17 protein-coding genes and 1 tRNA gene are annotated in these 18,496 nt (G+C 34.3%); 13 read left to right on the forward strand and 5 right to left on the reverse strand.

The features are described from left to right. Positions 1-123: 123 nt before the first annotated feature. The 9 genes from KCG49_RS11700 (at position 124) to KCG49_RS11740 (ending at position 11,244) form a co-directional block, all read left to right on the forward strand. The gene (locus KCG49_RS11700) at positions 124-912 is read left to right on the forward strand and encodes a hypothetical protein (protein ID WP_218546720.1); all 789 of its coding nucleotides are present in this window, start codon (positions 124-126) and stop codon (positions 910-912) included. Positions 913-956: 44 nt separating this feature from the next. Continuing rightward, complete coding sequence (locus KCG49_RS11705; protein ID WP_218546721.1) at positions 957-1,394, forward strand: hypothetical protein; 438 nt, start codon at positions 957-959, stop codon at positions 1,392-1,394. Between the two features lie 159 nt (positions 1,395-1,553). Continuing rightward, the gene (gene topA, locus KCG49_RS11710) at positions 1,554-4,049 is read left to right on the forward strand and encodes a type I DNA topoisomerase (protein ID WP_218546722.1); all 2,496 of its coding nucleotides are present in this window, start codon (positions 1,554-1,556) and stop codon (positions 4,047-4,049) included. Positions 4,050-4,055: 6 nt separating this feature from the next. Continuing rightward, a complete protein-coding gene (locus KCG49_RS11715) occupies positions 4,056-5,222 on the forward strand; it encodes a formimidoylglutamase (protein ID WP_218546724.1) in 1,167 nt (388 codons plus the stop codon). Positions 5,223-5,387: 165 nt separating this feature from the next. After that, positions 5,388-6,734 carry a T9SS ring complex lipoprotein PorK/GldK gene (porK, locus tag KCG49_RS11720; protein ID WP_501037674.1) on the forward strand — a complete coding sequence of 449 codons (1,347 nt, stop codon included), beginning with the start codon at positions 5,388-5,390 and terminating at the stop codon, positions 6,732-6,734. Positions 6,735-6,817: 83 nt separating this feature from the next. Next, positions 6,818-7,453, forward strand: a complete 636-nt coding sequence (gene porL, locus KCG49_RS11725; RefSeq protein WP_218546726.1) for a type IX secretion system motor protein PorL/GldL — start codon at positions 6,818-6,820, stop codon at positions 7,451-7,453. Between the two features lie 53 nt (positions 7,454-7,506). Further along, positions 7,507-9,084: a type IX secretion system motor protein PorM/GldM gene (porM, locus tag KCG49_RS11730; RefSeq protein ID WP_218546727.1), complete on the forward strand. Its 1,578-nt coding sequence runs from the start codon at positions 7,507-7,509 to the stop codon at positions 9,082-9,084. A 59-nt stretch (positions 9,085-9,143) separates the two neighbouring features. Further along, entirely contained in the window at positions 9,144-10,052 is a 909-nt protein-coding gene (gene porN, locus KCG49_RS11735; RefSeq protein ID WP_218546728.1) for a type IX secretion system ring subunit PorN/GldN, read from the forward strand. A 145-nt stretch (positions 10,053-10,197) separates the two neighbouring features. Continuing rightward, the gene (locus KCG49_RS11740) at positions 10,198-11,244 is read left to right on the forward strand and encodes an NAD(P)/FAD-dependent oxidoreductase (protein WP_218546729.1); all 1,047 of its coding nucleotides are present in this window, start codon (positions 10,198-10,200) and stop codon (positions 11,242-11,244) included. 41 nt (positions 11,245-11,285) lie between these two features. On the opposite strand, the gene KCG49_RS11745 is transcribed toward KCG49_RS11740, so the two are convergent. Continuing rightward, positions 11,286-11,669 (reverse strand): DUF983 domain-containing protein, encoded by a 384-nt coding sequence (locus tag KCG49_RS11745; RefSeq protein WP_218546730.1) that lies wholly within the window; start codon positions 11,667-11,669, stop codon positions 11,286-11,288. A gap of 109 nt (positions 11,670-11,778) precedes the next feature. Here KCG49_RS11745 and KCG49_RS11750 point away from each other — a divergent pair, with 109 nt between their 5' ends. The 4 genes from KCG49_RS11750 (at position 11,779) to KCG49_RS11765 (ending at position 15,092) form a co-directional block, all read left to right on the forward strand. Then, entirely contained in the window at positions 11,779-13,689 is a 1,911-nt protein-coding gene (locus KCG49_RS11750) for an ABC-F family ATP-binding cassette domain-containing protein (RefSeq protein WP_218546731.1), read from the forward strand. Beyond that, complete coding sequence (locus KCG49_RS11755; protein WP_218546732.1) at positions 13,689-13,871, forward strand: CPXCG motif-containing cysteine-rich protein; 183 nt, start codon at positions 13,689-13,691, stop codon at positions 13,869-13,871. Before KCG49_RS11750 ends, KCG49_RS11755 begins: the two co-directional genes overlap by 1 nt. 129 nt (positions 13,872-14,000) lie before the next feature. Further along, positions 14,001-14,846 (forward strand): leucine-rich repeat domain-containing protein, encoded by an 846-nt coding sequence (locus tag KCG49_RS11760; protein WP_256259978.1) that lies wholly within the window; start codon positions 14,001-14,003, stop codon positions 14,844-14,846. A 173-nt stretch (positions 14,847-15,019) separates the two neighbouring features. Further along, a tRNA-Met gene (locus KCG49_RS11765) sits at positions 15,020-15,092 on the forward strand. Between the two features lie 327 nt (positions 15,093-15,419). Here the strand turns inward: KCG49_RS11765 and KCG49_RS11770 are convergent. The 4 genes from KCG49_RS11770 to KCG49_RS11785 form a co-directional block, all read right to left on the reverse strand. Continuing rightward, positions 15,420-15,914 carry a DUF6090 family protein gene (locus KCG49_RS11770; RefSeq protein WP_256259988.1) on the reverse strand — a complete coding sequence of 165 codons (495 nt, stop codon included), beginning with the start codon at positions 15,912-15,914 and terminating at the stop codon, positions 15,420-15,422. 120 nt (positions 15,915-16,034) lie between these two features. After that, entirely contained in the window at positions 16,035-16,901 is an 867-nt protein-coding gene (locus KCG49_RS11775) for an ester cyclase (protein WP_218546735.1), read from the reverse strand. Between the two features lie 20 nt (positions 16,902-16,921). Further along, positions 16,922-17,926: an NADPH-dependent aldehyde reductase Ahr gene (gene ahr, locus KCG49_RS11780; protein ID WP_218546736.1), complete on the reverse strand. Its 1,005-nt coding sequence runs from the start codon at positions 17,924-17,926 to the stop codon at positions 16,922-16,924. Positions 17,927-17,939: 13 nt separating this feature from the next. Beyond that, positions 17,940-18,470: a RidA family protein gene (locus KCG49_RS11785; protein WP_218546738.1), complete on the reverse strand. Its 531-nt coding sequence runs from the start codon at positions 18,468-18,470 to the stop codon at positions 17,940-17,942. Between the last annotated feature and the right edge of the window lie 26 nt (positions 18,471-18,496).

The following is an 18,496-nucleotide window of genomic DNA, read 5'->3' on the forward strand; positions in this document are numbered from 1 at the left end:
ATAAGCATGCAAAGATAAGATTATTTTAGACTTTGTGACAAAGTGACAGTCATAAATAGTTGTTTTGAGTAGGTCTGAAAAAAGATTTACTTTTGAGGCACTAACTAAATAATCGCAGTTAAAATGAATATTACGGAAATACAACACCGTATACAAAATGCAAAAGTTTTAGATTTCGGAACATTATTTAATCAATCTATTGAATTATTTAAGAAAACATGGGTTCAAGGTTTGGTTACTCTCCTTTTAAATATTGTATTGGCAATACCATTAGTAATGGTTATATACATACCACTCATATTTATGGGGCTAGCAGATGCCTATTCGAGTTCGTACGATACCTATGATACATATGCTCAACCTGAATTTAACCCTATTGCATTGGTTGTAATGTTTATACTTTATCTATTTGCGATTTTTGCAATGAGTACCATTGGTCTTGGCCTTAAATCAGCATTTTATAGAATTTGTAAGCTAAAAGACCTCGAACAAATGGGTAGGGAGGATTACTTCTATTTTTTTAAGAAACAATATTTAGGAAAGACCATAAAGCTTAGTTTGGCATATATAGGTATAAATTTAGTAGGTATTTTACTATGTGTAGTACCTCTAATTTATGCTATCGTACCGTTATCTTATGTGTTTGTTGTATATGCTTTCAATCCGGATAAATCTGTTTCAGAAATTGTCAAATTAAGTTTTGAGATAGGAAACAAAAAATGGTTTATTACTTTTGGTCTTGTAATTATTGCAGGCTTTTTGGCAGCTATAGTGGGGATGCTTATGTGTGGTATTGGTATCTATGTAACAGCGTCATTTGCATTTTTGCCAATGTATTTTGTTTACAAAGAAATTGTGGGTTTTGATGACGAAATTGAAAGTCTTAGTCTAGAAAAAAACACAACACCTTAACGCAACCATTTGGGATTTTTTGCATCTTATTATAAATACAAGCCATGAAAATTCATAAACTAAGTGTAATATTGCTATTCGCAGCATCATTATTATGTATGCAATGCGATGACGATGACGACCAACCATCTATGGTATGTGATTTCACCACTATTATAGATAATGAACTTTACCAAAATGCACAATCTGCTTTTTACAGCTTGGTTAGTGCTCAAATAGATGAAGACTGTTTAAATATTAAAATTTCTTCAAGTGGATGCAGTGGTGAGACCTGGGTTTTAGAATTGGTGGACTCAGGTGGTGTTTTAGATTCAGATCCTCCACAGCGAAATTTAAAATTTGTTTTAACTAACAATGAAGCCTGTTTGGCTATATTTGAACAAGAGCGGTCTTTCGATTTAACTTCTTTGCAAGTTGAAGACACCAACGAAGTAATCTTAAATGTCGAAGATTTTCCTGAGCCAATAACATATTCGTATTAATTTTTAAGAGTCTACTAAACATATTTAAGGCCTTGCACAATGCAGGGCTTTTTTAGTTTTATTAATTGTTAAAACCACTATAAAATGTATGGTATTTTAGACCAAATTAGGATTGTAACTTAATTTTCATATACATTTGTAACCTCAAAAAAATAAATAATGCCGAAGAATCTAGTCATAGTTGAGTCACCTGCAAAGGCAAAAACCATAGAAAAATTTTTAGGAAAAGATTACAAGGTAGAGTCTAGTTTTGGTCATATTGCGGACTTACCTTCAAAGGAACTTGGAGTAGATGTCGAAGGCGACTTTAAGCCCAAATACCAAGTTTCTAAGGATAAAAAAGATGTGGTTAAAAAGCTAAAGGAACTGGCCGAGAAAGCAGAAACGGTTTGGTTGGCAAGTGATGAGGATCGAGAAGGAGAGGCTATAGCTTGGCATTTGGCAGAGACTTTAAAATTAGACAAGGAGAAGACAAAGCGTATTGTATTCCATGAGATCACAAAAAGTGCCATTAATAAAGCAATCGATAACCCTCGAAGTATAGATTACAATTTGGTTGATGCACAACAGGCGAGACGTGTATTGGACAGAATTGTAGGCTACGAATTATCACCGGTTTTATGGAGAAAAGTAAAAGGGGGCTTATCTGCGGGAAGAGTACAGTCTGTTTCGGTGAGATTGATTGTTGAGCGCGAGCGTGAGATTCAAGAATTTAATCCACTCGCATCCTATAGAGTAGATGCTGAGTTTACTACTGCAGATGGTTCTACTTTTAAAGCAAAGCTGCCAAAAAACTTTGGTTCAAAGGCAGAAGCTGAAGCGTTTTTAAATAAAAATCTTCAGGCAACTTACCAAGTTGCAGACTTGGAGAAAAAACCTGTAAAAAAATCACCAGCACCTCCATTTACGACTTCTACTTTACAACAAGAAGCATCAAGAAAATTAGGTTTCTCTGTAGGTAGAACAATGAGTAATGCACAGCGATTATATGAGGCGGGTCTTATTACTTATATGAGAACCGACAGTGTCAATTTATCTGATGAGGCTAAAAAAGGTGCAGAAAACGAAATCGTTTCGGCTTACGGTTCAGAATATAGTAAGCCAAGAAATTACAAAGGCAAATCCAAAGGAGCGCAAGAAGCTCACGAGGCCATAAGACCTACGAATTTTGCAAATCATTCTGTGGGTGCAGAACGTGACCAATCAAGGTTATATGATTTAATATGGAAACGAGCCATCGCATCACAAATGAGCGAAGCAAAGTTAGAACGTACTAACGTTAAGATTAAGATAAATGCTTCAGAAGCTGTAAATGAACAATTCACAGCCAATGGAGAAATTATAACCTTTGATGGCTTTTTAAAAGTCTATTTAGAAGGTACGGATGATGAAGATACAGAACAATCAGGTTTATTGCCAGACTTAAAAGTATCTGATGATTTAGATAACAATTACATTACGGCTACCCAACGTTTCACCAGACCACCAGCAAGGTATACAGAAGCATCTTTGGTTAAAAAGTTAGAAGAGCTAGGTATTGGTCGTCCATCTACTTATGCACCTACTATTTCTACGATTCAAAATAGAAATTATGTAGAAAAAGGTAGTGTTGATGGTGCTGAACGTAGTTATACTCAACTCATTTTAGAAGCTAATAAAGTTGCTGAAAAAACCTTAATGGAACGTGTAGGTTCTGATAAAGGCAAGTTAGTGCCTACTGATATAGGTATGATTGTTACCGATTTTTTGGTCAATCATTTTGAAAACATTCTCGATTACAACTTTACAGCTAGAGTAGAGGAAAGCTTTGATGATATTGCTGAAGGTAAAGAAGACTGGCGTGCAATGATGAAAGATTTCTACAAAGGCTTTCATCCACAGGTAGAAGATGTACAAGAAAATGCTGAGCGCGAATCTGGCGAGCGTATTTTGGGAACCGACCCAAAGTCTGGCCGCCAAGTTAGTGTACGTCTGGGTAAATTTGGTCCTATGGTACAAGTTGGTACAATAGACGACGAGGAAAAACCTAAGTTTGCAAGTTTGTCACCAGAGCAACAACTAAGTTCCATCACTTTTGAAGAAGCTATGGACTTATTTAAACTGCCGAAAGCTCTAGGACATTACAAAGATGATGAGGTTGAAGTTAATAACGGTCGTTTTGGGCCATATGTGCGTTTTGGCAAAAAGTTTGTATCGCTACCAAAAGGAGTCGACCCTCTAAGTGTGGAGTTAGAAGAGGCCATAGTATATATTAAGGAGAAAGAAAAAGCAGATGCTCCTATATATAATTACCAAGGGTTAGAGGTTACAAAAGGCAAAGGACGTTTTGGGCCGTTTATTAAATGGAACAATATGTTTATAAACGTGAATAAAAAATACGATTGGGACAATTTATCTGAAGAAGACGTTGTAACTTTGATCGAAGACAAAATCCAAAAGGAAAAAGATAAGCTTATTCATGTTTGGGAAGATGAAGGCATACGTGTAGAGAAAGCAAGATGGGGAAGACATAATGTTATAAAAGGTAAGCAGAAAGTTGAGCTAGCTAAGACAGTTGATGTCTCTGATATGACTTTAGAAGAAGCCAAAGCGATACTAGAAAAAAACGCTCCAAAAAAGAAAACCAGAAAGAAAGCTACGACTAAAAAGAAGTAATACTTTATGAATTTTAATTTTTTAACGCCTGTTTCAGATGCAGTTTTAGCTCATACAGAACTAATAGCGCAACAAGCTCTAGGCAAAAAAATTAAAATTCACTCTAGGCAAAATGGCATTCCAGATTTAGAAAATGTGCAATTAGCAATCATTGGTGTTCAAGAAACCCGAAATGATGTTAATTATATGGGTGCCAATATTAACTTTGAATCTGTTAGAAAAACATTTTACACACTGTTTCCTGGCAATTGGCATACAACAATGGCTGATTTGGGTAACATAGAACCTGGTGAGACAGTTGAGGATACCTATTTTGCAATCAGAACTGCAATTACGGTTTTGGTAGAAAAAAATATCATACCTATAGTACTTGGCGGGAGTCAAGATTTAACTTACGCTAATTACCGTGCTTACGATTCTGTAATGCCGATGGTTAACATTGTCAATATAGACACTAATTTTGATTTGGGAGATGCCAATCTTCCAATAAAAAACAATAGCTATGTCGGTAAAATTATTGTTGAAGAACCTTACAATCTGTTTAACTATTCAACGATTGGATATCAGACCTATTTCAATTCGCAAGAGGAAATAGACCTTATGGAAAAGCTTTATTTTGAAGCTTATCGCCTTGGTGAGATTTCTGGAGATATAAATAGAGTTGAGCCATTACTTAGGGATGCTCATATTGTATCTGTGGATTTAAAATCGGTAAGAGCAGCAGAAGTCAGTGATAATCAGAAATATTCGCCTAATGGTTTTTCAGGTAAAGAGATATGTGCTATTACACGTTATGCAGGTATAAGTAATAAGGTGTCGTCAATTGGGATTTACGAATATCACAAATCAAAAAACGACAGTGCCACTTCAATGTTAATGGCACAAATGATCTGGTATTTTGTAGAAGGAGTAAATTGCCGTGTAGGAGATGATGATTTTACTAATGAAAAACAGTATCAAAAGTATAATGTATTGGTAGAAGATGATGAACTTATTTTTTATAAAAGTTTAAAAACGGGGAGGTGGTGGATAGAGATTCCTTTTTTACCAAATGTTAATAATAAATTAAAAAAGCATACGTTATTACCTTGCATGCATTCCGATTACGTGTTAGCTACTCAGGGTGAAATACCAGAACGATGGTATAAAGCATATCGGAAGAATAGCTTTTAAAATACGTACTTCATCGATATTTAACATATTCTTTGTCGATGAAGTGCATTTTTTAAGGGTGAAATGCAAAATAAATAAGAAAAAAGTTGTATTTTAAAAAATATATAAATATGTTTACGACCTTAAAATTAAGGACGACTAATTTAACCTCGAGTTACTATGAATATTAAGAAGTTTATTTTACTAACCACTGTATTGGTTTTGGTAGCCAGTTGTAACTCTGGAGACCGTGGACAATTGGTAGGTGTTAAAGGTAAAAAATGGCACCCAGAGAAGCCTTATGGTATGACATTAGTACCTGGAGGAGCTTTCATTATGGGTAAATCTGATGATGATATTGCAGGTGTACAAGATGCTCCTACAAAAACAGCAACAGTTCGTGCTTTTTACATGGATGAAACTGAAATTACAAATAGCGAATACCGTCAATTTGTATTTTGGGTACGTGATTCTATCTTAAGAAAAAATCTAGCTGAAATGGCTGATTTGGAAGGAAAAACTCCTGGCAATGGCGATATTGGTGAGTTTGCTTATGTAGATGCAAACCCTGATGAGATGAACGCTTACGAAAGTTACATGCTTAATACTTATGGTAATGAGCAAAGAAAAATTAATCGTGAGGCAGAGTTGTATTTTGATACGGATGATTACCCTGATGAATTATACGCTGAGGTAATGGATGGTATGTACTTACCATTGGAAGAGTCTTATAATGGACAACGCACTTGGGATGTAAAACAATTCAAGTTTCAATATACGTATATGGATATTGCCAAAGCTGCAAGAGATAGAAACTTAAAGCGATCTGAGGTTATTCAACAGGAAGAAGTTGAGGTTTATCCAGATACTACAGCTTGGATTAGAGATTTTGCATATTCTTATAATGAGCCTATGCACAATGATTACTTTTGGCATGACGCTTATGGTGAATATCCAGTAGTTGGTGTGTCTTGGAAACAAGCAAGAGCATTTTGTCAATGGAGAACATTATACCATAACGGTTACCAAAAAAGTAAAGGAAGACAACCTGTAAACTCTTACAGATTACCATCTGAAGCAGAATGGGAGTATGCTGCTCGCGGTGGGCTTCAAGGAGCATCTTATCCTTGGGGAGGTCCTTACACTAAAAATGATAGAGGATGTTTTATGGCTAACTTTAAGCCGTTACGAGGAGATTATGCAGCTGACCAAGCACTGTATACTGTTGAAGCAGATGCTTACGACCCTAATGACTTTAACCTATACAACATGGCAGGTAATGTGTCAGAATGGGTAGCAGGTTCATACGATCCTTCATCCTATGAATTTTCTTCAACAATCAATCCAAATGTAAACGACCCTGATAATACACGTAAGGTTGTAAGAGGTGGATCTTGGAAAGATGTTGCCTATTTCTTACAAGTAAGTTCTAGAGATTATGAATATGCAGATTCTGCTAGAAGTTACATCGGATTTAGAACAGTTCAGGACTATATGGGTACTGAAGTGACTAAAAACGCAGCTACGAATTAATAATATTAAAAAATACAAACCCAATTAAATTAACCTACTTAAGTTATTTATCCATTAACTTAAACTAAAAAACTAAACAAATTATGGCACAGAAAGGTAAAATGACAATCACTAACATGATCTACGGATTAGGAGCAGCAATCGTAATCGTTGGAGCATTATTTAAAATACAACACTGGCCATACGGTTCAGAGATCTTAACTATAGGTATGATTGTTGAAGCCCTAGTATTTACTTACTCTGCTTTTGAAAGACAGCAATCAGAATTGGACTGGTCTTTGGTATATCCTGAATTAGCCGGCGGAAATTCATTGGGGGGCAAAAAGAAAAAAGAAGAGCCAAAAGATGCTGAAGGTCTATTATCTAAAAAACTAGATAATTTATTAAAAGAAGCTAAAATCGATGGTGAGCTTATGGCTAGCCTTGGTGATAGCATCAAAAATTTTGAAGGTGCTGCTAAGAATATCAGCCCAACAGTAGATTCAATGACAGCTCAAAAGAAATATAGTGAAGAACTATCTTTAGCGGCTGCACAAATGGAGTCTTTAAACAGTCTTTACAAAGTACAGATGGAAAGCGCTAATCGCCAAGCAGCTATTAACGAAGAAGCAGTAGAAAATGCGACGAAGCTAAAAGAACAAATGCAATCTTTAGCATCTAACCTTTCGTCATTAAATGGTGTATACGGTGGTATGTTATCTGCAATGAACAAAAACTAATTAGTTTTTAGAGTAATCAATTTAATTAATTAACATTTAAAAACTAAATTACAATGGCAGGAGGAAAATTATCTGCAAGGCAGAAAATGATTAACTTAATGTACTTAGTATTTATTGCTATGATGGCGATGAATATGTCTAAGGAAGTACTATCCGCTTTCGGATTGATGGAAGCCAAATTTGCTGATGCGAACGCTTCTACAGCTGATAGAAATGAATTGCTATTAGCAGATCTGAAAGAAAAAAGTAGTGAAAAACCAAAAGAATTTTCAGTACCAGCAGCGCGAGCTCAACAAACTGAAATTGCTTCTGATAAGTTTTACAAATACATTGAAACTTTAAAGCAAGACCTTTTAAGAGAAGGGAATTATAAAATAGATCCTGAAACAGGTAAGTTGCCATTTGAGCAAATGGATAAAACGGATATCTTAGATGAAGCATGGTTCACAGGAGATCGTCTCACAAAAAAAGGACAAGAAGTAATTTCTCAGATTGAAGCCTACAAAACTTCAATATTAGAAGTGTTATCAAAAGACGAATCTTACAGAGGAACAGCTGAAGATTTTAAGAAGACGTTTAGTATAGATAAAGTAGAAAATAAAGATGGAAAGAAAATTGACTGGTTGAATTATCATTTTCAAGGTTTTCCTGCGATTGCTTCTTATACTAAACTAACTGCAATGCAAAATGATGTAAGAGTTGCTCAAGCAAATATGCTTAACCTGTTTTTGGGTAAGGTTGTTACAGAAGCTACAACTTTAAATAATTATAAAGCTATTGTTTTAGCGGACAAATCTGCATTTTTTGCAGGTGAAAAATTCCAAGGTAGAGTAGTTATTGGTAAATATGCCAATGTTCCACCAGTAAAATTAATGGTTCAAGGTCAAGAAGTAGACTTATCTAAAGCTATAGACTCTAGTGGTGCTGCTACATTAGATTTTAATGTTGGTAATGTAGGAGAACATGAAATTAAAGGAGAATTTACGTTTATAGAAAATGGTAAGGAATTACCAATTCCTATCCAAGCTAATTACGTTGTAGTACCTAGACCAAACTCAGCTACGATATCAGCAGATAAGATGAATGTTGTTTATCGTGGTGTTGCAAATCCTATGACCATTTCCTTTGCAGGTGTACCAGACAATAAGGTAAGTGCCAGTGGGCAAGGTTTATCGAAAGTTGGAGGTCAAGGAAAATATGTAGTAAATGCAGGATCAGGTAAGGAAATGACAATTAATGTTACTGCTACTCTTGATGATGGATCTAAAGCTAGTGATAGTAAAACATTCAGAATTAAGGATATACCTGCACCAACAGGTAAAATTGCTGGCCAAATAGGTGTTGTGAAATTACCAAAGCGTAATGTTGAAATAGGTACTGTAGGTGCCGAATTAAAAGATTTTGTTTTTGATTTACCAATTGTTGTAACTTCATTCAAAATAAAAGTACCTGGACAACCAACAGTAAACGTTGCTGGTACAAAAATGAATGCTCAAGCTAAATCAGCAATTAAGAAGGCAAGAAGAGGTGATAACATTACAATATTTGATATCAGTGCAAAAATACAAGGCAATGCAAAATATAGATTGCAAAATGTATCTCCAGTAGTCGTTGAGGTTACAAGCAACTAACATAACATCTATTAAGTAATTAGATTTATAAGTCCAAATTAATATTAATACAAAGTAAGATGAAATTGAAGAGTTTTATATATGTAGGATTAGCATTTTTCGCAATACAAACAACTTTTGCACAAGCTAATGTCCTTAATGCCAAAATCCCTGAGGAGATTGGTATGAAAACTGAAGCGGAGTTACTCCTAGACAATGACAAACCATTAGAGTATGGTTATGTTGGTGATAGAGACATCTTATTTTCTAAAATGGTTTGGGAAAAAGTTGTTTTAGACGAGCGTGTTAACTTTCCTTTATATTTTCCTGTTGAAGGTAATTTAGGGGATGACAGGAAATCATTATACCAAGTTTTAAAAGAAAATATGGATAATGGCATGATCTCTAAGGTATATGCAGATTCATATTTTACTGAAGAACGTACATTAAAGGATATGGAAGCTTCGTTGAGTATGAGGAAAATCACTGATGCAGGTATACGATATATGAATGAAAATGGAGTAGGTGAAGATGAGGTGCCAGAAGAGTATATAATTGAACGAAATATTGAAGCAGCTGACATTAACTCATATTTGATTAAAGGGCTTTGGTATTTTGATAAGCGCCAAGGGGAATTAAAGTATCGCATTCTTGGGATTGCTCCAGCAGCACCAGATGTTAACTTCATTGATTCAGAAGATTCTGAAAACAGTGAACCTATCCCTATGTTTTGGGTGTTTTTTCCAGAAGTAAGAGAGATATTACACGAAGCTAAAGCATTTAATAATAGTAATAGTGCATCACCTATATCTTTCGATCATTTATTGAATAGCCGTCGTTTTCATGGTGTAATATATAAAGAGGAAAATGTGTACGGTGATAGAGAGATTACTGAATATGTAGCAGAAAATGCATTGATGCAACTTTTAGAATCAGAACGTATCAAAGATAAAATTAGAAACTTTGAACAAGATATGTGGAGTTACTAATCAACTCGCATCATAAATTATCTAAACGCCCACTTAAAAAGTGGGCGTTTTTTATATCTAAATATCATGTTGAATTTAGGCTGAGATGTATTAAAAACTGCATGATTTATAAAATGAGATTATTTCGTTGCTTACTTTTGCAATAATGAAAGAAGTGGATTATATTATAGTTGGATGCGGGCTAGCAAGCATCACTTTTTGTGAGCAATTAATAACAAACCATAAAACCTTTGTGGTATTTGATGATAGTTCCCAAAAATCCTCAATAGTTGCCGCTGGGCTTTACAATCCTGTAATTCTTAAACGTTTCTCTGAAGTTTGGAAAGCCAAAGAACAACTAAACATTGCTTTACCGGTTTACAAAAAAATTGAATCGGACTTAAATATTAAGATAGATTATAAACTTCAACTCTTAAGACGATTTACCTCTATTGAAGAACAAAACCTTTGGTTTAATGCCACGGACAAACCAAAATTAGAACCTTATCTTTCTACTCAAATTATAAAAAATGAAAATATATGCATTGATGCTCCTTTTGGGTATGGAGAAGTACTACATGCTGGTCGATTGGATACTAAAACACTAATAACAGCCTACAAGAACTTTTTAAGACAAAATGATAGTTTAGAGGAACAGCAACTTCGATATGAAAAGCTTAAAATTAAAGCAACTTCAATACAATATGAAGATATAAAAGGCAAGCATATCGTATTTGCTGAAGGCTTTGGAGTAATAAAGAACCCTTATTTTAATCATATTCCACTCAACGGTACAAAAGGGGAGGTGCTAACTATTAAAGCTCCAGATTTACTGATAGACTTTGGTATTAAATCTTCTGTATTTATAATCCCAATTGATAACGATACATATTATGTTGGTGCTACTTATAATTGGAAAGACAAAACACATTTACCTACTGAAGAAGGAAAAAGTGAGTTGATTACCAAATTAAAAACTTTTGTTAAATGCGATTTTGAAGTTGTTAATCATGTTGCAGGCATAAGACCAACAGTAAAAGATAGGCGACCGTTAATTGGTAGACATCATAAACATCAAAATTTATATGTTTTAAACGGCTTAGGTACAAGAGGAGTCATGATTGCGCCCTATGTTGCAGAAAAACTTTTTGATTTCATTGAAAACGATGTCCCTTTAGACCATGAAATAGACATTCGTCGTTTCTTAGTGTAAAAGTAAAAAGTTACTTTCTTTTGTAAGCTTAGTATGCTTTGTTACTTTTTAGCCAACTCCTTATCATAACTCATAAAAAGGTTAATCCAAATATTACGGGATAAACGCATTATAACAGGCATAAAACCAATTAAGGTCAGTATAATGGAAATAAAGGCTACTGTAATTGAAGACTCAAACATTAAATAACTAATTACAAAGGCAGCGACAGCAAAGGCAATACCTACAGCATAGCTCACATACATAGAACCATAGAAAAACGAAGGTTCCATTCGATATTTAGTGTTACAATGCGAACAATTATCATTGATCTTTAATGTATCGGAAAGTACATAAGGATTTTTAACGGTGTACATAGATTCTTTGTGGCATTTGGGACATGCGCCAAAAAGAATACTATAAAGTTTCATTCCTTTTCTTATCATATTGAAAACCTTTACTTTTGCGTTTTTAAAACAATACAAAGATAATTTTTTACAATTCTTATATTGTAACAATTGTAACTTTATTGCAATCGTGTGATTCAAAATATTTATGCTAAACATTCATAATTTATCAATTTCCTTTCAAGGCGAATATCTGTTCGAAGATATTACCTTTAAACTTGGCGCAGGCGATCGTATAGGGCTAATCGGAAAGAATGGAGCTGGTAAATCTACAATGCTCAGAATCTTATCTAAAGAACAGGAAGCAGACACAGGGCAAATTGCAGCAGACAAAGATTTAAAGATTGGGTTCTTAAAACAAGATATTGATTTTGACTTTGGAAAGACAGTTTTGGAAGAGTCTTACGAAGCTTTTAAAGATATTAAAGCATGTGAAGCAAAACTCGAAGAGATTAACATTCAATTAGCTGAACGAACAGATTACGAAAGTGAATCGTACAATCAATTGATGATAGATTTAAATGAGATTCAACATCAATACGAAATCTTAGGGGGCTACAATTATCAAGGTGAGACTGAAAAAATTCTTCAAGGTTTAGGGTTTAAACGTAATGACTTTAATAAGCTTACGGACACCTTTTCTGGTGGTTGGAGAATGCGAATAGAATTGGCAAAGCTCTTACTTCAAAATAATGATCTCTTACTTTTAGATGAGCCTACCAACCACTTAGATATTGAATCGATTATTTGGTTAGAGAATTTTTTAAAAAATTATAGAGGAGCTGTAGTTATTGTATCTCACGATAAAATGTTTTTAGATAATGTTACCAATCGTACAATAGAAATTTCCTTAGGACGCATCTATGATTATAACAAGCCTTACACTAAGTTTTTAGAGCTCAGAAAGGAAATGAAAGTACAACAGTTATCGGCGCAAAAAAACCAAGAGAAGCAGATACAACACACAGAAAAACTAATTGAGAAATTTAGGGCAAAAGCCTCTAAAGCCACAATGGCACAATCTTTAATCAAAAAACTAGATCGTATTGACAGAATTGAGGTAGATGAAGACGATAATAGTGTAATGACCTTAAATTTTCCGGTTTCCATAACGCCAGGAAAAGTTGTGGTAGAAATGGATAATGTTTCTAAAAATTATGGAGATTTACAAGTTTTGCATGGTGTGGATTTATCAATTCCCAGAGATACAAAAACGGCTTTTGTTGGTCAAAACGGTCAAGGCAAATCGACATTAGCAAAGATTATAGTAGGTGAAATAGAATACCAAGGACAACTCACTTTGGGGCATAATGTACAAATCGGTTATTTTGCACAGAATCAGGCTGAGTATTTAGACGGAAGTAAAACGGTTTTAGATACTATGATTGATGCTGCTAATGAAACCAACAGAAGTAAAGTTCGTGATATTTTAGGTTCATTTTTGTTTAGAGGAGAGGAAGTCGAGAAATATGTTAGAGTACTTTCTGGTGGTGAACGTAATAGATTGGCATTAGCAAAATTATTATTGCAACCACTCAATGTTTTAATAATGGATGAGCCTACAAATCATCTGGATATTAAATCTAAAAACGTACTAAAAGAGGCTTTAAAAAAGTTTGAAGGAACTTTGATTTTGGTTTCACACGATAGAGATTTTCTACAAGGGTTGACAAATACGGTTTACGAGTTTAAAGACCAAAACATTAAAGAATATTTAGGAGATATAGATTACTATTTAGGGCAACGCAACCTGGAAAACATGAGGGAAGCAGAGAAACGAACGATTGTTGCAAAACAGCCTAAGGCAAATAGTAGTAAAAAGAGCTACGAAGATTTGAAAAAACTAAAATCCCTAAATAATAAATTGAGCAATGTTGAATCTAAAATCAACCAGCTCGAAAAGGACATAAAAAATGATGATGTTGCACTTGCAACCAATTATGATGAAACAGTTTCCGATCCTATTTTTTTTGATTCCTATCAAGCTAAAAAAATAGATTTAGAAAAGCTTATGACCGATTGGGAAACTATTCAAGAACAAATTGAGCGTTTAAACTAATGGAAGAATATTTCTTTCAATGTCCTTATTGTTGGGAGCAAATATCAATGCTTATCGATATGTCCCAAAATCATCAAAAATACATTGAAGATTGTGAGATTTGTTGCAATCCCATTCAGATTTCAGTGACTACGGAAGGTCAAGAAATTATTGATTTTCAAGCAGAAAGCATAGAACAGTGAAAATATTAAGTATTTGAAAATCAAATATTTATTTTCAAACATATGCGTTTCGTCGAAAAAATTTGCAGTTTATGGAAATAGGTTTTATATTCGATAAATTATTGTGTCCCTCCACAAAATCTAGCTATTATGAAAACTTTAAAATTAACCCTACTATGTTGCTTGCTTTCTGCATTTACATTTGCCGACGTATCCCAAAGCGAAAAAGATGCACTGGTTGCGCTTTACAATGCAACTAATGGTAAATCTTGGAACACTTCTTGGAATATGGATCAACCAGTTTCAGATTGGTATGGTCTAACAATTGAAAATGATAAGGTTACGGCTGTTAACCTCAGCTTTAATAATCTTAGCGGTAATTTACCTAGTGAAATCTCTGAGTTAAAATCTCTAAAAGTATTAAATCTTTCATTCAATAAATTAGAAGGAGAATTGCCGAGTGAGTTGACAAGCATGTTAACTCTTGAAGAGTTGAAGTTGTTTTCAAATAATTTCAGCGGTGCTATCCCTTCAGATATTGGTAAGTTAGCAAACCTTAGAACATTAGAATTATACAATAATAATTTCTTAGGTGAGATTCCTTCCTCAATTGGAAATCTTACCAAATTAGATACTTTAATACTTAGTAGCAACCGATTAATGGGGAAATTACCTTCTAGTATTTCTCATTTAAAATCTTTGAAAGTATTAAGTCTTTTTGATAATAATTTGTTAGGTACAATTCCTTCGTCTATTGGTAAATTGGGACAATTAGAAGAATTAATATTATCCAATAATGCTTTCTACGGTAATTTACCAGGCGAATTGGCACAACTAACTAACCTTAAGACCTTACTTTTAAGTAACAATGGCTTTAAAGGTAACTATGCAGCCTTAAAAGGAAAGTTGCCTAATATTATAGATTTTGATTTAGATGAAGTTAATATAAAAGGATCTTTAGCAACCTTAGACGCAGAAGATGATAATGATGATTAAAACAATACTTAAGTTTTAATTAAATTGATACTATAGCGTTTAATAAATTTTAAACGCTATTTTTTTGCTTTAATGCTTGTTAAAATTAAAAAGCATTGTATATTTGCAGTCCAATATTTCTGTCGGCATTATGAACCGAAAGTTAAAAGCTAAGTGAAATTAGGAAATTATATCGCGGGATAGAGCAGTAGGTAGCTCGTCGGGCTCATAACCCGAAGGTCACTGGTTCGAGTCCAGTTCCCGCTACTAGTAAAGATAAGGGTTTCAATTTATTGAAACCCTTTTTTATTTTCATGTACAACATATGTACACAACAAATTAATTGTTAAGGTTCATCAAATATCATAATTAATTTCTTTTTCTATTGTTTCAATCAGTTGTTTTATGTACTGTACTATGTTTTTATGTATGCCAGCCAGATAACCATTATTCATAAAAGCGAGTCTTAAGCCATTTTTAAAGATATTGCTGTTGCACTGCCATTTGGCATGTTCTATAAGTTGAGTCTGAATGTTATCTGTAATATTGTCTACATTTAATCTTAACGAAAGGCCAATAGAAGGTTTGCTTATATCAAAAACAACCTACGTTAGTCACATTTTCAGCTTGTGGATCATATATATAGGCCTCATATTCTCTTCTCATGTGTTCTTCGCCAGTTTTGATGGCTGCATATAGCTTATCTAATTCTAATAGACCATTCTTTACCGAATCGCTTTTTATTAAGCTTAAATTATCTGAACTTAATAATTCCTTATATGTATTTTGATTTGGCACAAAGGTATTCCAGATAAAAACAGCCCCGAAGGTTTCAGTATATGTTTTAACCTCTTCAATAGAAGTAGGGGCATAACCATTTATAAGCTCTGAATAAGCTTTTGCTTTATGATATTTATAATTAACAAACTCTTCGTTGTTTTTTATTTCACTAACCAAATCTGCCTTCAAATTCTTAAGATAATTAACCTCCTTGTTTCGTTCTTTCCTTGCTTTATTCCAATTATTAATTTGAAGCGCAATGAGAACACCAATCACTACAAGAATGATTTCGCCTAGGGCATAAAGCAGAAACTTTTTTGGTTCTGTTTTGGTTAATCATTGACTGACGTATATGGCGGAAGAATTTTATCATAGCAACCTAAAAAACTACGGTGACACCACTTAGATCTCTTCGTGTGTATTCTATTATTACTCAGTTTCAGCGAGTTTCTTAGTATCAGCATACTGTTGAAAAGCTGTTATTTTACCATCCTTTAATGACCAATGGTGAGCAGCCTGCACCTTATAATGTTTACCGTCTTTAGTATCAATCATATAATAAAGTGTAGCCAAAACTTGATTACCACTCATCTCATGTAATTTTATATCACTTAGCGAAAACGACTTGTACATACCACCAATAGGCGCAAAGATATTATCAAGAACCGCTTGTGGACCAATATACGGATTGCCTTTAGCTAAAGAATTACTCTCGGCTTCGTTCCAAACAATATTCTCATCAAAAAGAGCGAGCACACTTGGCACATCACCTTTTGAGAATAATCCATAAAGTGAATTGATTATACCTACATTATCAGGATTAGACATGACACCCAACTGCTGCATCATTACAGAGCTATCAAAAAAGTCTTGCTCTTGGGCAATCTTTCCGTTTTTCATTTTAACTATAGTTGTTCCTTCAACATCCACGGAATTTCCTGTCGCTGGCATACCAAAGAAATCACCTATATGCTTTCCCTTAAATCTCCAGTGCTTTACAATTTGGTCGCCTTGACCAAACGAATTAACAATGGTAAATTTCCTATCGCTAAATCCCGTGATGAAATTTTGATAATAGGCTTTTAAAGCATCTATGCCCACAATATTTTCGGATTGCATTAGTACGGTAATGTTTTCATCGAAATATTTGGTGTTAAAATAGCTCATATCACCTTTGTTAACGATGTTATCCCAGACCACACTGTACATTTTTAGGTCTTTGTCTATATTGCTTTTTTGGGCCATTATATTAAGGCTTAAAAAAGCGATTGTGATTAGTAAGATTGATTTTTTCATTTTGTTTATGTTTTAGATTATTAATTTTTAAGAACAATGCGGTATCGTGCTTTTCCCGATTTTAAATGTGCAATGGCCTCATTTACATCTGTCATAGCGTATTCTTCAGTAATCGGATAAATGTTATGTCTCACACAGAATTGTAACATTGTACTAGTCAGTGCAGGACTACCGAGAGGACTTCCTCCTACCGATTTTTCTCCAGTTAGAAGCGTAAAAGCTGGAATCGCCATAGGTTCTAATACTGCGCCTACATTATGAAACTTTCCTTTTGGGGCAAGTGCCACGAGATAAGAATTCCAGTCTAAAGTGACATTAGCCGTATTGAGAATAAAATTTAATGAACCAGCAATTTTTTCTAATTCCTCTGGATTCGTAGAATCTACCACCTTGGTGGCTCCCATTTCTAAAATAGATTCCTTTTTACTTGGGTTGGAACTAAAAGCAATAACCTCACAACCCCATTTGTTGAGAAATTTTAAAGCCATGTGCCCCAATCCACCTATTCCTATAACACCAACCTTGTCCGTTGGTTTTACTCCTGATAAAATAATTGGATTAAATACGGTTATACCACCACAAAGTAAAGGTCCAGCTTTATCCATATTTATACCTTCTGGTAATGGGATAGCCCAAGACCAATGGCTACGTACATAATCAGCAAAGCCACCATGACGACCACCAATAGTGTATTCTGCACTAGCACAAAGATGATGTGATCCGTCCATACATTCATGGCAAGACATACACGATGCAGAAAACCATCCTAAACCTACTTTGTCTCCTACGTTAATATTTTTAACGGCATCACCTTTGGCGATTACTTCACCAATAATTTCATGGCCTGGTACAATAGGGTACGCACTCATTCCCCAATCATCGTTCATCATGCTGATGTCTGAATGGCAAATGCCACAATTGTGTATTTTAATATCTACTTGTTCTGATCCAAGTGTTCCTAATTCATAAGAAAACGGCTCTAGAGGTTGATTAGGGCCTGGGGATGCAAATGCTGAAACTTTCATAAGTTATTTGGTTTTAATTGGTTTTATATACTTCCATTTCTATTTCGATTAAAAATTCTGGTAAAGCCAAAGTTTTTACTCCTAACCACGTTCCTGTTGGGAAATGGTTTTTATAGATTTCAGCTCTGTAGCCTGCCACTTCCAACATTTTTGGCATGTTGGTAGTAAAAATATCCTCTTTTACCACATCGTCAAAAGTGCAGCCGTAATGCTTTAAGATTTTCTCTAAATCGGCATAGCAATTTTTCATTTGCTGCTCCAAATCACCGATAGCGGTTGGATTCCCTTCATTGTCCATGCTTACTGCTCCAGAAATTGTAATATGATTACCGATTTTTACGGCATGTGAATAGCCATAGGCTTTTTCAACTTCTGGTCGTAATAGGAAATAGTCTGGTTTCTGAATTATAATTTTAGTTTCTTTAACGTCTATTTCTTTAGTAAGCGTTTCGTCTTTTGGACCTTGATTGCAACTATTGAAAATTGAAGCCAAAAGAAGGCAAACAAGTGCTTGTCTTACTGTTTTTAATGGTTGTAATTTCATAATATTTGATTAGTAATGTTTATTTT

Origin of the sequence: Winogradskyella luteola (assembly GCF_019203985.1) — a bacterium.
Taxonomy (GTDB): domain Bacteria; phylum Bacteroidota; class Bacteroidia; order Flavobacteriales; family Flavobacteriaceae; genus Winogradskyella; species Winogradskyella luteola.

What these genes read in the sequence shown, in the direction of transcription:
- KCG49_RS11700 (WP_218546720.1), top strand. Translation starts at nt 124, where the DNA reads ATGAATATTACGGAAATACAACACCGTATACAAAATGCAAAAGTTTTA.
- KCG49_RS11705 (WP_218546721.1), top strand. Translation starts at nt 957, where the DNA reads ATGAAAATTCATAAACTAAGTGTAATATTGCTATTCGCAGCATCATTA.
- topA (WP_218546722.1), top strand. Translation starts at nt 1,554, where the DNA reads ATGCCGAAGAATCTAGTCATAGTTGAGTCACCTGCAAAGGCAAAAACC.
- KCG49_RS11715 (WP_218546724.1), top strand. Translation starts at nt 4,056, where the DNA reads ATGAATTTTAATTTTTTAACGCCTGTTTCAGATGCAGTTTTAGCTCAT.
- porL (WP_218546726.1), top strand. Translation starts at nt 6,818, where the DNA reads ATGGCACAGAAAGGTAAAATGACAATCACTAACATGATCTACGGATTA.
- porM (WP_218546727.1), top strand. Translation starts at nt 7,507, where the DNA reads ATGGCAGGAGGAAAATTATCTGCAAGGCAGAAAATGATTAACTTAATG.
- porN (WP_218546728.1), top strand. Translation starts at nt 9,144, where the DNA reads ATGAAATTGAAGAGTTTTATATATGTAGGATTAGCATTTTTCGCAATA.
- KCG49_RS11740 (WP_218546729.1), top strand. Translation starts at nt 10,198, where the DNA reads ATGAAAGAAGTGGATTATATTATAGTTGGATGCGGGCTAGCAAGCATC.
- KCG49_RS11745 (WP_218546730.1), bottom strand. Translation starts at nt 11,669, where the DNA reads ATGATAAGAAAAGGAATGAAACTTTATAGTATTCTTTTTGGCGCATGT.
- KCG49_RS11750 (WP_218546731.1), top strand. Translation starts at nt 11,779, where the DNA reads ATGCTAAACATTCATAATTTATCAATTTCCTTTCAAGGCGAATATCTG.
- KCG49_RS11755 (WP_218546732.1), top strand. Translation starts at nt 13,689, where the DNA reads ATGGAAGAATATTTCTTTCAATGTCCTTATTGTTGGGAGCAAATATCA.
- KCG49_RS11760 (WP_256259978.1), top strand. Translation starts at nt 14,001, where the DNA reads ATGAAAACTTTAAAATTAACCCTACTATGTTGCTTGCTTTCTGCATTT.
- KCG49_RS11775 (WP_218546735.1), bottom strand. Translation starts at nt 16,901, where the DNA reads ATGAAAAAATCAATCTTACTAATCACAATCGCTTTTTTAAGCCTTAAT.
- ahr (WP_218546736.1), bottom strand. Translation starts at nt 17,926, where the DNA reads ATGAAAGTTTCAGCATTTGCATCCCCAGGCCCTAATCAACCTCTAGAG.
- KCG49_RS11785 (WP_218546738.1), bottom strand. Translation starts at nt 18,470, where the DNA reads ATGAAATTACAACCATTAAAAACAGTAAGACAAGCACTTGTTTGCCTT.